Raw genomic sequence first — 14,832 nt, 5'->3', positions numbered from 1 at the left:
GATTACTGCATTGCTGAAATTCATTTTAAAAAGAAAAGTAATGATTATTTTGACGATGATCATCATTATGGTACTTGGGGGATATGCCTTATCTAAATTAGATAAAGAACTGAACCCAAGTGTAGGGCTTGACATGGCAATTGTTACATTAGATGCAGGAGATATGAATTCTCTTGAGGTAGAAAAAGAAGTCACCACCCCATTAGAACAAAGAATTGATGGAATAAAAGGAGTAAAGAAAACAGACTCCACAACAAGCCCTGGAGCAAGTACCATTATCGTAACATTTGAACGTAATCGTGGGGGTGAATTGACAAGAGAAATAGATACTCTAGCGAATGCCTTTGCCAGTGGTATACCCGATATTACCAATACGTATGTAGCTCAATTGGGTGGAGAATCGGAGTATGAATTTTTTCTTGATATTTCTGGTGGCGATATGAAGGAAATGTCCACTTTTGCTAAAGAAATCATAAAACCCCGCCTAGAAGAACTTCCAGAAGTAGATCAAGTAGAACTTACTGGTATGATACAACCCTCCATAGATATTAACTTCAAACAAAAGGAAATGAATAAACACGGGTTACATATGACTCAAGTAACCGAACTTATCCAACAAATGAACACAGATATCACACTTGGGGAACTGAAATCAGAAGCAACAAGCCCATCGCTGAGATGGCAGACACCACTTACAAATATCGATGATTTAAAACAACTAAACATCCCAACTGAATCTGGAGAAATACATTTAGAGAAAATTGCAGATATCACACGGAACGAAACTCAAGACAAAACTTTCGTATGGAAAGACGGGAAGAAGGATTTTGTTTTTATCCAAATTGGAAGGGCATCGAATGTCAATCAAATTGACATGGCAAATGCGGTGCGTAAGGAGATTGATGCAATACGTGCTAGTGGACATAATAGTGACTTTTCAATAAATGAGCTCCTTGCACATGGTGACTTCGTAAAACATGCGATAGATGATGTATCGATGAATATATTGATTGGTGGGGCCATTGCAATTGCCGTTTTATTACTGATGTTACAAAACTTTAGAGCAACATTCATCATCGGTTTATCCATACCAACATCCATTTTACTAACTATTCTCTCTATCTGGCTCTTAGATTATAGTTTAAATATGTTAACATTAATCGGACTTGGGCTAGGAATTGGAATGATGGTAGATGCTTCCATCGTTATATTAGAATCCATTTTCCGCAAGAAAAAAGATGGGTTACCTAGTGTAGATGCTGTTCTGACTGGATCAAAAGAAGTAGCAACTGCAATCATCGCTTCCATGCTCACGACAATCGTCGTCTTTGTACCCATCGGACTTATCGGTGGCGATATAGGAAAATATATAATCATCTTATCCATGACAGTCGCTATCACATTAATTAGCTCGGTTATAGTCGCTTTTACACTAATTCCTACCCTTGCCGAGAAGTTTATGAAAGTACGAAAGCGTAAAGAAAAGGAAAGTAAGATAGGAAACTGGCTGCTGGATATTTACGAAAAAACAGTCGGTTGGATTATTGAGAAAAAAAGACGTTCCCTGGCATTGATTAGCGTATTTGTTGTTCTTTTTGGTATTTCGATTGCACTCGTGGCGAAAATTCCAATGAACACCATGCCGGAAATGTTCCAACGCTATACCGAAATCATGATTGAATTGGATCATATTCCGAGTAAAGAAAAGGAGGAACTTGCCAAAAAGATTAATAAAGAACTACAAACAATTAAAGATGTTGACACCAATTATCTCTTAGACCAAGGCGACTTTTTTATTGCCATTATCAAGATGACAAAAGGAGAAGATATCCACCAAGAACAAGAAAAAGTAACCGATAAAATCATGCAAAAATTACGAGCATTAGAAAAACACGAACCCATTCTCTCTGTACAAAGTATCATGAATGGCCAGTCGCAATATCCTGTCCAATTACAAATTAATGGTGAAGACTTTACTAAGCTTAAAGAGCTTTCAGATCAAGCGACGGAAAAATTAGAAGAAATAGAGGGCATTGTTGGTATCAATACAGATATGGATCAATTGTCCAATGTGGAATACCTTTCACTAGAAATCGATGCCATAGAAGAGGCAGGGCTAAACCCAACAGATGTCAAATACCGGCTTGATATTGCATTTACAGAAATACCACTTGGTGAACTAACAACAGAGCAAAATGAAAAAATTCCAATGCTTGCCATGTGGAAAGAGAAAATAGACAGTAAAAAGTCTGTACTTGATTTGAAAATACCAACAACCGATGGTGAAAAGAAACTTGCTTCATTCATTACACTTGACACTGAAAAAGTACCAGAAACCATTTCACATCAAAATGGAAAGCGATATATATCTGTACTTGCTGATACAGAAGGAAAAGATTTAGGAGCCATCAACCGTGAAGTACAAAATACAATAAAAGACATCGATACAGAAGCAGGATATACCATCAGTCTAGGAGGAGATTTAGAAGAGCAACAGGATCTAATGATGGATCTAAGCTTTGTTTTTATCCTCTCCATACTTTTAGTATACTTCGTCATGGCTGTCCAATTTAACCATTTTGGTCAACCCTTGATCGTTATGGCGATTATTCCAGTAACATTAATCGGGGTCATTTTGGGACTATTCCTTACGCAAATGGAATTAAATATGATGTCTGGAATGGGAATTATTATGTTAGTTGGAATTGTGTTAAACAATGCTATTTTGTTAATTGATCGCGCCAACCAATTACGAATTAAAGGAAAATCAACTACAGAGGCATTGCTAGGTGCTGGCAAAGATAGAATTCGTCCGATTTTCATGACAACATTCACAACAGCTGGGGGAATGCTCCCATTAGCACTAGCATCCGGACAATCAGCTAATTACCAGGCACCACTAGCAACCGTTATTATCTCAGGCTTATTGTTTTCAACATTGATTACACTTATACTAATTCCAGCTGTATTCCGGTTGTTCTCTAGAAAACCTAAAGGAAAAAGGAAGAAAGACAGCCAACAACCTGCTTAAAATAGATAAGGCAGATTAAAAAGTGACATTCATGGGGGTGTCACTTTTTTGTTGAATGAAAATGACGTCAATTAACGATTCCCACTCATTTGCCAACCTTTTTTTACTTTATCGAGACTTTACTTTTTCGGTAGCACCTATTAAAACGGACCAATTCTTCTTATCCAATTTTTTCCTTCTTATCTATCACCTTTACTTTGCTTAATTCCGTTAAATATCTTTCTTAAAGAGATAGTATAGATATCCACATTATCGAATAGTCCATCTATTATGATAAAATATATAAATAAGATGCTCAGGTAAAATCTTACCTCAATAGAGCTTATTCATACATATTTACAAGCTGAGTGTTACTTTAGAGGAAGTATTCGTAAAAATATTGCATGATAAATGAATGGAGGAAAAGAAATGAAAACAAACAAATTAGCTGTTATCGGAGTTGGACATGTTGGCTCTTACGTATTAGCTGATGCCATGAAGATTGGGCTTTTTTCAGAAATTGTCGTAATTGATAAGGATAAAGACATTGCATTTGGTGAGGCTTTAGACCAGGCACATGCCACCGCCCTTCCCTATATGACGAATATTGATGTATACGCAGGAGATTATGCGGATTGTGCAGATGCTGATGTGATTATTTGTGCAGCAGGACCGAGTATAATAAAGACAGAAGACAACGAAACCCCAGATCGGGCCATGCTTGCAATGGAAAATGGGAAAGTAGTTCGTGAAGTGATGGAGGGCATTACTGAATACACTAAAGAAGCGATTATCATTTTCATTACAAATCCATTAGATACTGTAGTTTATATTGCAGAAAATGAATTTAATTATCCAAGAGGACACATCTTCGGAACAGGAACGATGTTAGATTCAGCACGTTTACGTCATGTTGTCGCTAATAATTACAATATCGACCCTAAAAGTGTAACCGGATATATGATGGGCGAACATGGACTTACTGCTTTTCCAGTTTTTAGCCGGTTAAATGTGCAAGGTTTTGGCGAAGAAGAATTAGACAGCATTTTTGTAGGAAAGGAACCTTTAGATAGGGAAAAATTTGGTCAAAAAGTAGTGAAATCTGCTTATGATGTCTTAAACGGAAAAGGCTGGACAAATGCTGGTGTCGCCCAATCGGCAATCACGTTAACGAAAGCCGTCCTACTTAATGAAAAGAGTGTTCACCCTGTCTCCACCACCTTACAAGGACAATACGGCTATCATGGAGATGTCGCTTTGAGCATGCCATGCATTATTGGACGAAATGGTGTAGAGAAACAACTGGAAATAGAATTAGATGAGAGAGAATTAGAACTACTACATAAATCAGCAAAGTATATTCAGGAAACGATGAAAGTTGCTGAAACCGGAAAAGGATATATAAAGTAGAGCCTAGCTTTTCTTAACCAAAATACAAAAACCAACTTGCTTGATTTGGACCTGACCCAAAAGTTAGAGTTGAAAAACTAACTTTTGGGGGTCGCCACCTTTGGAAAGTTGGTTTTTGTTATTTTTAATTTTTCCTTTTCATGCGATTTACTAAATGACAGTGCAATCTAGCCATCTTATAGTATGGAAACTATCCTATTCTTTCTTCATTCAAGTTCTAGAATTTCCTACTCTATTTGTATATCCCAAAGTATCAAATAATTCCAGTAAAGGAACTAAATTTTTCCGAGTCAATTGTAAAACCTCTCTTGCAGTTTGCAGGTTGAAATCCTCAAAACTGGTATGCTCTTCTAGCTTTCTAACAGCTTGATTTGTTGCTGTTTTGGATATAAGTCTATCATCATCAAATATATGTGCTCTTTGTGTGTTAATTAAAAAATAATAAAATTCATGTTGAATATCTGAAGGAATTTTATGCTTATTCATCAGGTCAGCCCATTTTTCCGTTTCTGTACCTTGCATAATTAATTCCTTCTCCACCTGTTCTAGTCGCTTCTTCCATTCGGATGGCAGTGAAGGTGTTACATCATACAATGAAATATATTGGTCGGTATTCTTAATCAATTCTTTATTTCCTAATTCTTCTAAAGTGAATTCAATTAACTTTACAGGATACTGATTTAATTCAGATAGAATTCCCGCCTTATTTATTCCAGTACGCATTGGAAATTGTTTATGAAAGTTCTCTATTAAAAGAGTTATTTTATCCTTCACATGCTTAAATACAGAAGGAAGGGTATAGATTTCTCTATCCACTTCCAATAAATTGTCTTTAACTTCCATTAATTCCTTTTCAGAAATTGCAGCTTGTTTTAATATTTCAGCATGGGTTAACATAGCACTTTCCTTTATCAAGGACAGAATCCGGTCCTTCGCTGATCCTTCTTTTTTAAGGGATAGCTGTTCCATCGTTTGTTTTCCGAAGCGATGTTTTGTCGCATTTGGCTCAATCACCCAGCCACCACCAAGGGTTTCAATTGGAGTCGGTCTTCTTACAATAAACCGATCCCCCCTAGTTACAACAACTTCTTCACTCAATTGAAGTTGACAAAGTATTTCTCCAGATTCTCCTATATTAATTTCATTCCGATCGAAAAAAATAATTTTCCCCATAACCTCTGCTGTTCCAATATGGATTTTAACTGGCTGTCGCTGTTTTATTTTATATTTCACATCTTTTAATGGATTAAACACTATATCGATCCGATCAGAAACAGAAAAAAAGTCATCCGCTACGAGAACATCACCTCTGGAAACTTCTTCATAAGAAATTCCCCCTAGATTGATTGCTGTACGCTGACCTTCTGAAGCAACCGTTTTTTGTTTATGATGCCTCTGAATTTGTCTCACACGTACTTCCTTATTAATTGGTAGTAGTTTTAAACGCTCTCCTTGTCTTACCTCTCCATCATAAATTGTGCCACGCACGACAACTCCTTGACCTTTCACAGTAAAAACTTGATCAATAGGTAAACGAAAGGAAGCTATTTTTTCCTCTTTGGTGATATTTAGCAACTTCTCTCGTAAAGCGGCTTTTAATTCAGGGATACCTTTCATAGATAGACTATCCACAAAATAAACCGGAGCATCTTCTAGGAAGGTTTGTTTTATATTTTCTTTAACATCATCTAGAACAATTTCAAGCAATTCTTGTTCAGCTTGATTGACTTTTGTAATGATGACAAATCCATTTTTAATTCCTAATAATGTAAGGATATCCAAGTGTTCCTTTGTTTGTGGCATGATTCCCTCATCTGCTGCAATAACCAGTAGTACCATATCAATCCCAGCCACACCTGCAATCATTTGTCGGATAAAATTTTCATGTCCTGGTACATCAATAATGGATACTTCAAGTTCATCTTCCTGAATAAATGGAGCAAATCCAGGCTCTATTGAGATATTTCTTTCTTTTTCTTCTTTTAATCGATCTGTTTGTATTCCTGTTAATGCTTTTGTTAAAGCCGTCTTTCCATGATCAATATGTCCTGCCATTCCTATGGTGAAATAATTACTCAAAAAGCTCACCTCTTGCTTAAAAAGTTAATATAGTTATATAATAGTTTTAGCACTTTTTATACTTACACGGGGTCGGATGAGGTACTGGTGTTCTCCTTGGTCTTCAAAACCAACTGGGAGGCGCGTGTCGTCTTCGGTGGGTTCGATTCCCACACGATCCCGCCAATTCTATTAAAAAGTGGTATAACCTTCCCTTTCTTATTGCATTTGCAAAAATGCCTCTATGACTACATCCAATTCATCACCATGAACCGTCCTAAAATCAAGTATTACTTCTTCGTTCTTCACTCTAACAATGATAGGTATTTTATAATATCGCAGTTTTTCAGCTAGTTCCGCACTTGTATATTGATTATGTTTTACTTTCACCACATAAGTATCAATCTCTACATCAGGCATCGTTCCACCACCAACTTTGGACTTACCAAGATCTATAGAAAAGACAAAACCTGTATCACTCGATCTCATCTTTTCTATAAACACATTTGCCTTTTCTAATACAGATTCACGCGGTTCTATAATATCACGAACAGTCGGAATCTCCTGTTTTTCTTGGCCTTTTAAATAGGATTTTAATGTTCCTTCCAGTCCAGCCAAGGTGAATTTATCGACTCGTAGAACTCTTGCAAGCTGATCTTTCTTCATTTTGTCAATAAAGCATTTTTTCCCTACAATGACCCCTGCTTGCGGTCCTCCGAGTAGTTTATCCCCACTAAAAGAAATAATGTCAATCCCTGTTTTTATTTTCTCCTGAACAGTTGGTTCTGTGCCGATTTGCTCATTTTTAAAATTAAATAATGTCCCACTACCGAGATCTTCATAAATAGGGATATGTTGTTTCCTTGCTATCTCAACCAAATCATCTGTATCCACATCTTTCGTAAATCCAACTAATGAAAAATTACTCTTGTGAACTTTCATTAGTAATGCTGTATCTTCTGTTATTGCCTTTTCAAAGTCACTTGCATACGTCTTATTGGTTGTTCCTACCTCTACTAATGTTGCTCCACTTTCTTCCATAACTTCAGAAATTCGAAAAGAACCACCAATTTCAATGAGCTCCCCTCTAGAAACAATAACCTCCTTATCAGTAGCAATCGCTTTTAGAACTAAATAGACAGCAGCCGCATTATTATTTACAACCATCGCTGCTTCAGCACCTGTTATTTGTTTCAAGTAATCCTCTACAATATCATGTCTTGATCCCCGTTTACCAGTTGACAAATTATACTCAAGGGTAGAATAGGAAGAAGCTATATTGGTAATCTGATTGATCGCCTGTTTACTCAAACGTGCCCTGCCAAGATTCGTATGTAAAACAACACCAGTGGCATTGATTACCCTCTGTAAATTATCTTCATAAAGTCTAAGTGCTTTTTTCTCAAGCTCATCCATAATAAGCTCCATTAATTTATTTCTATCTAATGTTTCATCCGTTAATTCCTTGTTTCTTATTTTATTTCTAATCATGTCCACTTGTTCATGCAGCCATTCAGTAAGCACATCTTCAGAAATTTGTAGTTTTAAAGCTATTTGAGAAAAACGTGCATGTGCTTTTAATTGATGAATAGCTGGTAAATGGCGAAGTATGTTCATCATGTACACCATCCAAATTCGTTTATTCGCTTTTTTCAATCAGACAAACTATACTTTTATTATGACATATTTATTTTTATTATACAAAGGGGGGTATCATTATGGCAGATCAACTTAAACTAACAGCGTTGTCTACAAAAGCTGGATGAGGATGCAAAATCGGTCCACGAGACCTAGCGCAAGTTTTGCGTTATTTACCTAAAGAAAGTAGTGACCCTAACTTAATTGTTGGGTTAGATCATGCGGATGATGGCAGTGTGTATAAACTGACAGATGACATCGCGCTGATACAAACTGTTGATTTTTTTACCCCTATAGTAGATGATCCTTACAAATTTGGCCAAATTGCGGCTGCCAATTCACTAAGTGATGTGTATGCCATGGGAGGATCGCCCAAAACCGTGTTAAATATTGTCGCATATCCGATTAATGAACTTGGCCCTGATGTATTAGCAAAGATTTTACAAGGCTCCAGTGATAAAGTGAAAGAAGCAGGTGCACATGTAGTTGGTGGTCATTCTATCGATGACCGTGAACCTAAATTCGGCCTCTCTGTCACAGGTATTGTTCATCCAAATGAATTTTTTAAAAATAGTGGTGCACAACCTGGTGATACCCTTTTACTAACAAAGCCTATCGGAGTCGGAATTCTCACTACAGCAATAAAACGAGGTCTTCTACCAAAGGAAATAATTGACCAAGTTACAGAAGTCATGTGTACATTAAATAAATATGCTGCCGAAAGCTTGAAAAAATTCCACCCAAACGCTGTAACAGATATAACTGGGTTCGGACTACTCGGACACGCATATGAAATGGCAAGAGAGAGCGATGTCAGCTTCGTTATTGATCATAAACATATCCCAATTTTGCCTGGAACGAAAGAACTTGCTGAAGAAAAGGTCATCCCCGCAGGTTCATGGGAAAATCATCGTTGGTTAGAAGATGTTGTTGAATATGGAGAAAACATCTCAGTTGTCGAGCAAGTTATCTTATGCGACGCGATAACATCTGGTGGATTACTGATAAGTTTACCAAAGCAAGAAGCAGATGCATTTATTCACCATCTTAGAAAGCAACATTCTATCCAGGCAAGTATAATCGGAGAAGTAATTAAGAAGAAAGAAAAAGCAATCTATGTCAACGAATAACTCCCTTTACACCTTTGATCACTAGAATTGCGATTGAATCATCTTTATGACTGACTAAAGTGAAAGATGAATATGCTAAGTGCCCGTATTCATGATTTTTTATAAAAACGGGAACAAATAACTGCTATTCGTTCCTATTTCCAAGATTTTGCGTGAAAGTAGGAACGAATATAAGTTAATCATAACCATTTCCAGATTTTATACGAAAAATGGGAATGAATAACTGCTATTCGTGACTGTTTCCAAGATTTTGCGTGAAAGTGGGAACGAATATAAGTTAATCATAACCATTTCCATGTTTCGTAGGGAAAACGGGGACAAAAAAAGTTAATCATGACCGATTCCAGGTTTTATGCGAAAAATGGGAATGAATAAAATTTGGGAATCAATTAGTTGACCAATATTTTTTTACATCTTATAATACTCATAGCCCTATATGTATTATCTTTATCTAGGAATATGGTGTATTAGGAGCGTGATGAAGGTGGAAGAGAATAAAAAAGATTGTAATCTTAATGGAGGATGAGGGATTAATAAGAAGGACCCCTCGCAAAGGAAATTTCCTCCGATATGACCTGGGGTACTTATTTGGCTCCTGGTAGGAGTCGTCATTTTAATTTCAAAGTTATTCCTATAAGACATTTTTCACAAGGATAAGACTGTTGCTATGGGAAAAGACTAAATCATAAATACGATGATGATTCATACACTATAACATCATAAATATGCTCTTAATACGAAAAACAAATACAATTAATTCATAACAGAAAGGTGGTATATTTGATGATTCAAGTTACAGAAGCAGCAATCGAACGAATTAAAGAAGAATTAAAAGATCTGTCACCAGAAATGAAAGAATCTTACATTCGCATTAATATGGGTTTTGGATGAGGGGGCCCAAGACTACAATTGGCTCTGGTAGAGTCAACGAACCCTAATGATTCCGTTACAGAAGTTGATGGTATAAAGTTTGCTGTTGACAAAGGTCAAGCAACATATTTCGAAAACTCTAAGTTAGATTTTGTAAAAAGCGTATTCGGTTTTGGTGAATATAAACTAGTATAAGTCTAACCTCTGCGTGAACATGTTATTTGTTAAAGCTGCACATTTTTTTGTGCAGCTTTTTTGTATTGAAAAAAACAAAAAAATATTCTACTGATTCTCTATCAAGCTCGTCAAATGATTATATTTTTTATATATAGATGTTGGATTTTACTAATTAAATATTTTTTCGAAAAGTAATGGTATAATACAAATTAGAAATATAAAATGGAGTTGATTTTTATGAAATTAAAAATGGCTATCATTGCTTTAATAGCCTCTGTTTTGTTAATCGGTTGTAATGGTAATACCAACGAAGAATCCACAGCAAAAGACAATGATGTAAAAGATATTAAAGAATTAGTGCATGATTATAGTGTAGGGAATATCGAGGACGAATCGGCTTCTATCACTTCCACACAACTTATTGTGACAGATGATAAAGAAAAAGAGACAGTTTATGAATTGCCTGAGGATGAGTTTTTTGTTTCCATTGCTCCTTTTGTCAATGAAACCCATCCATGCACAAATCATAGCTTAACAGGTTGTCAGGGAGAAATGATTAATCAAGACTTTGATATTTATATTGAAGACACAGAAGGAAATATCGTACTTGATGAAACGAAGCAATCCCTTGAAAACGGATTTATTGATTTATGGCTCCCACGTGATAAAGCTTTTCGTGTAAAAATCACACATGAAGGAAAAGAAGTGGAATCAGAAATCTCTACTTTTCAAGACGATGGCACATGTATTACGACAATGCAATTATCATAGATAGAACGAACAAGCACCTTAAAATAGGTGCTTTTCTTATGAAGGAAATTACCTATTAACTTAAACATTACTAATGTACTCAAAGGGCCTCTATAATCCATCTTTATTTATCGGTGATTCGTACGAATTGTTTAGGTGAAAAGGCTCATTTAAGTAAAAGGAAGATTCGTACATACAAAAAGAAAAAAGGAATCTTCAATAACATGTTTATTATCTTCTGGTCCAAAATCATGCGCTGAGTCGTGGTAATTACACTTTTCAATATCAAAAAATGACTCCATCCCCCGGGTTCCGTATGGTAGAGATGAACTATCATCAAAAATGAAAGTAATCCCCATATAGTAAGCAAATACATATGATTCTATGTTGAAATAGGATAAATTGGTTATATAACTTCATTGAATTGTTGGGGGAGATTATGGTGCGTGGAAATAGTTCGCCAACGTTTGCGAAATATATACATTCTACAGAAATGCAAGAAAAATTATATAAACGGACACTGATTGTTGTAGTGATATCACAAATCTTTGGTGGAGCTGGGCTTGCGGCAGGAATTACCGTTGGTGCATTAATTGCCCAAGACATGTTAGGGACGACAAGTTATGCAGGACTCCCAGCCGCTTTATTTACACTTGGATCTGCTTTATCCGCATTCTTAGTAGGACGACTTTCACAGCATTTTGGTCGGCGCCAAGGATTGTCTTTAGGTTTTATTGCTGGTGGGATAGGAGCAATTGGTGTCATCGTTGCAGCTGCTATCAACAATATTTGGCTCCTCTTTTTTGCATTATTTGTCTATGGAGCCGGTACCTCTACTAATTTACAGGCAAGATATGCAGGTGCTGATTTGGCAAGTGAAAAACAACGAGCAACAGCAGTAAGTATCGCCATGGTTTCAACAACGCTAGGAGCAGTGGCAGGTCCCAATCTAATAACACCTATGGGAAATGTCGCAGTGGCAATTGGTATTCCTCCATTAGCAGGGCCGTTTATATTAGCGGCAGCAGCATACATTTTAGCTGGTCTGACATTATTCATTTATTTACGACCAGATCCATTTTTAGTAGCGAAGGCAATTGCTGAGGAACAAGAAAAACAGACAAATAATATGGTACAAGAAGCAAATCAAGGGGGACAATCCGCAATCAACCGCGTCGGAATTATTGTAGGTGCACTTGTACTTGTGCTTTCACATGTTGTGATGGTCGCAATTATGACAATGACGCCCATTCATATGCAGGAACATGGTACTGGCTTAACAGCAGTCGGTATTGTTATCGGGTTACATATTGCAGCAATGTACTTACCTTCTATTTTGACAGGTCGATTAGTTGATACAATCGGTCGTCATGTCATGGTCGTCGCTTCTGGTATAACACTAGCAATTTCTGGATTAATGGCAGCTTTTGCACCAGGCGAGTCTCTATTTTGGATGGCATTTGCCCTCATCTTATTAGGTATTGGTTGGAACTTCGGATTAATTAGTGGAACGGCGATTATCGTGGATTCAACAAATATGCGGATCCGTGCAAAAACACAAGGATCTGTTGATGTTTGGGTTGCCTTAGGTGGAACCGCTGGTAGTTTATTATCTGGTATCATTGTGGCCTATTCCAGTTATGCAATGCTCGGCTTTCTCGGAACATATTTGGCAATCTTATTAATTGCTATCATTATTTGGAGGCGGATGAAAGAAAGACAGGCGAATTAAGAAAAAATCTCCATGCATAAATGGATGAGAATAAAAAAGATTATGCTTATAGTGAAATTTGGCTTCCTGTTCGAAGGAAATAAAAATCAGAAAACGATATAAAAATACAAAACCGACAAACTATGAAGAGCAATGCTGATAATTCGGCGTTGCTTCTTTCATTCGTCATCAACGTCTTTTGACAAAGAAACTTAATAATACCGTATTTGCCGTCAAAATGTCGGCATTTATAGATAAAAATAGCGGCTTATAACCAAGAAGTCGCCACTGTCTCGTCACTCAAACTAAAACAGGGAGCAGTTACATGTAATCAATAAAAGTTTATCTATTATTGTATATACAGAAGGAAAAGGGTCATGTCTGAATAATTGTGTAAATATTAAATGAACCAAGTAACATGAGCGAAAGAAATAAAATTAGATTCTAATAATTCAGGGTCTAATCTAATTTATTATTTATTTTGTATAAGTTTACTTTACTTTTATCAAATATTAATTTAATATATAAGTGTAGTTTAAAAGGAAGGTGCTAATCTTGAAAAAAAGGAATAGGGACTATATTGAAAATAAAGTCTATGAACATCGAGTTTTAAAAAGGCTGTCTCAAAAGGACTTAGCTGATGCTGTAGGAGTATCTAAACAAACCATATATGTTATGGAAAAAAATAATTACTCTCCTTCTCTTATTTTAGCTTTTCGAATAGCTGACTTCTTTAACGTAGATGTGAACGATATTTTTACTTATAAGAAAGGAAATGATCTAAATGAAAAATGAATCTTTCTCATCCAAAATATCAAGTGCTATCTTTGATCCTTTAAAAACTTGGGCAGAAGCATCACCTGGTAATTGGAATATGCTTCTTGGTAGTGGTTTTGTATTGCTTTTAGTTGGATTGATTCTACTGTTTGGATTTCTAAGAAAAATAGGCGAAGCTGACGAAAGAACAAAACAAATAGAATCAAAAAGTCTCGTCATTATGTTATTCGGAATAATATTTTGCGACCTGATCTTCCCGAAAGAGTATATGTGGCAAATTTTCTTCTTATTTAAATATGGGATTGCATTTATCGCTTCAGGAATATACCTAGCTGTTCAATATAAAAAGGATTTTTCTTAATTAAAGACTGATATACAGGAAAAGGTGCGTTTTCACGATTTACGGCATACTGCTGCAACTTATTTAATTAATAAAGATGCAAACATCCATTCCATTTCAAAACGTTTAGGACATGCCAATATAAAAGCCACCATGAATATATACGGTATTACCTGGAAGAAGCAGATCAAAAAATAGCTGATATGTTAGATGAAGATTATATATAAAATTTTCAACGTCGGAAAAATTAAATCGTTCGCCGACAAACGATTTCAAACATCATATTTATATGGTGTTTTTTCTTTTGTTTTAAATTGGACAACAATAGGACAACAAAATAAGCTATATTATAATAATTTTAAACAAACAAAAAAGCCTGTACCCCTTGGGATACAAGCCTTCCATCAATAAGCTTCCAACAGGATTTGAACCTGCGACCTCTTCCTTACCATGGAAGCGCTCTACCTGCTGAGCTATGGAAGCATAAAAATGGCTCCACAGGTAGGATTCGAACCTACGACCAATCGGTTAACAGCCGATTGCTCTACCACTGAGCTACTGTGGAATCATAGAAATGAAATTATTCTTTTGAATCATTGTATAAAGATATACTATCATACGTTTTATGTAAAATCAAATAAAAATGCCCGGCAACGTCCTACTCTTGCAGGGGCTATGCCCCAACTACCATCGGCGCTGAAGAGCTTAACTTCTGTGTTCGGTATGGGAACAGGTGTGGCCTCTTCGCTGTCGTCACCAGACAAATTTGTCTGTGTAAATACTTATTTAACTATAAGGTTTTTAAGAATTATACCTTGAAAACCAAATAAGAAATGTACCATTTATCAATAACAATGTATCTAGTCAAGTCCTCGATCAATTAGTATCCGTCAGCTCCACGTGTCACCACGCTTCCACCTCGGACCTATCAACCTCATCGTCTCTGAGGGATCTTACTCAC

At 36.2% G+C, this 14,832-nt stretch carries 11 protein-coding genes, 3 tRNA genes and 2 rRNA genes; 10 read left to right on the top strand and 6 right to left on the bottom strand.

The genetic code is table 11. From position 1 onward, the window contains the following. Positions 1-10: 10 nt before the first annotated feature. Together FHP05_RS10530 and FHP05_RS10525 are read left to right on the top strand one after the other, a co-directional pair. Positions 11-3,031 (top strand): efflux RND transporter permease subunit, encoded by a 3,021-nt coding sequence (locus tag FHP05_RS10530; RefSeq protein ID WP_191126324.1) that lies wholly within the window; start codon positions 11-13, stop codon positions 3,029-3,031. Positions 3,032-3,439: 408 nt separating this feature from the next. Next, positions 3,440-4,420, top strand: a complete 981-nt coding sequence (locus FHP05_RS10525; protein WP_147668031.1) for a lactate/malate family dehydrogenase — start codon at positions 3,440-3,442, stop codon at positions 4,418-4,420. A gap of 210 nt (positions 4,421-4,630) precedes the next feature. On the opposite strand, the gene selB is transcribed toward FHP05_RS10525, so the two are convergent. Next, positions 4,631-6,499 (bottom strand): selenocysteine-specific translation elongation factor, encoded by a 1,869-nt coding sequence (gene selB, locus FHP05_RS10520; protein ID WP_230973985.1) that lies wholly within the window; start codon positions 6,497-6,499, stop codon positions 4,631-4,633. Between the two features lie 68 nt (positions 6,500-6,567). Here selB and FHP05_RS10515 point away from each other — a divergent pair. Next, a tRNA-Sec gene (locus FHP05_RS10515) sits at positions 6,568-6,664 on the top strand. Positions 6,665-6,697: 33 nt separating this feature from the next. Here the strand turns inward: FHP05_RS10515 and selA are convergent. Then, positions 6,698-8,098, bottom strand: a complete 1,401-nt coding sequence (gene selA, locus FHP05_RS10510) for an L-seryl-tRNA(Sec) selenium transferase (protein WP_147668029.1) — start codon at positions 8,096-8,098, stop codon at positions 6,698-6,700. A gap of 98 nt (positions 8,099-8,196) precedes the next feature. On the opposite strand from selA, the gene selD reads away from it, so the two are divergent. The 7 genes from selD (at position 8,197) to FHP05_RS10480 (ending at position 14,069) form a co-directional block, all read left to right on the top strand. Beyond that, on the top strand, positions 8,197-9,246 hold the full coding sequence (gene selD, locus FHP05_RS10505) for a selenide, water dikinase SelD (protein WP_191126323.1): 1,050 nt from the start codon (positions 8,197-8,199) through the stop codon (positions 9,244-9,246). A 909-nt stretch (positions 9,247-10,155) separates the two neighbouring features. Beyond that, positions 10,156-10,311: a hypothetical protein gene (locus FHP05_RS15380; RefSeq protein WP_191126322.1), complete on the top strand. Its 156-nt coding sequence runs from the start codon at positions 10,156-10,158 to the stop codon at positions 10,309-10,311. A gap of 219 nt (positions 10,312-10,530) precedes the next feature. Beyond that, positions 10,531-11,064, top strand: coding sequence for a CueP family metal-binding protein (locus FHP05_RS10500; RefSeq protein ID WP_147668025.1), 534 nt, complete (start codon positions 10,531-10,533; stop codon positions 11,062-11,064). Positions 11,065-11,536: 472 nt separating this feature from the next. Next, positions 11,537-12,775 carry an MFS transporter gene (locus FHP05_RS10495; protein ID WP_230973990.1) on the top strand — a complete coding sequence of 413 codons (1,239 nt, stop codon included), beginning with the start codon at positions 11,537-11,539 and terminating at the stop codon, positions 12,773-12,775. A gap of 534 nt (positions 12,776-13,309) precedes the next feature. After that, positions 13,310-13,549: a helix-turn-helix transcriptional regulator gene (locus FHP05_RS10490; protein WP_147668021.1), complete on the top strand. Its 240-nt coding sequence runs from the start codon at positions 13,310-13,312 to the stop codon at positions 13,547-13,549. Continuing rightward, positions 13,539-13,892, top strand: coding sequence for a DUF2178 domain-containing protein (locus FHP05_RS10485; protein ID WP_147668019.1), 354 nt, complete (start codon positions 13,539-13,541; stop codon positions 13,890-13,892). Before FHP05_RS10490 ends, FHP05_RS10485 begins: the two co-directional genes overlap by 11 nt. Before the next feature lie 12 nt (positions 13,893-13,904). Beyond that, positions 13,905-14,069 (top strand): tyrosine-type recombinase/integrase, encoded by a 165-nt coding sequence (locus FHP05_RS10480; protein WP_147668236.1) that lies wholly within the window; start codon positions 13,905-13,907, stop codon positions 14,067-14,069. A 212-nt stretch (positions 14,070-14,281) separates the two neighbouring features. On the opposite strand, the gene FHP05_RS10475 is transcribed toward FHP05_RS10480, so the two are convergent. The 4 genes from FHP05_RS10475 to FHP05_RS10460 all read right to left on the bottom strand — a co-directional run. After that, positions 14,282-14,354, bottom strand: a tRNA-Thr gene (locus tag FHP05_RS10475). Positions 14,355-14,361: 7 nt separating this feature from the next. Then, positions 14,362-14,436 (bottom strand) — tRNA-Asn (locus FHP05_RS10470). Between the two features lie 80 nt (positions 14,437-14,516). Beyond that, positions 14,517-14,632, bottom strand: a 5S ribosomal RNA gene (gene rrf / locus FHP05_RS10465). 99 nt (positions 14,633-14,731) lie between these two features. Further along, positions 14,732-14,832, bottom strand: a 23S ribosomal RNA gene (locus FHP05_RS10460); the annotation flags it as partial.

The sequence above is a fragment of the Cerasibacillus terrae genome (assembly GCF_008039555.1).
Taxonomy (GTDB): Bacteria; Bacillota; Bacilli; order Bacillales; family Amphibacillaceae; genus Cerasibacillus; species Cerasibacillus terrae.
This window is presented reverse-complemented; position numbering and strand designations above follow the sequence as displayed.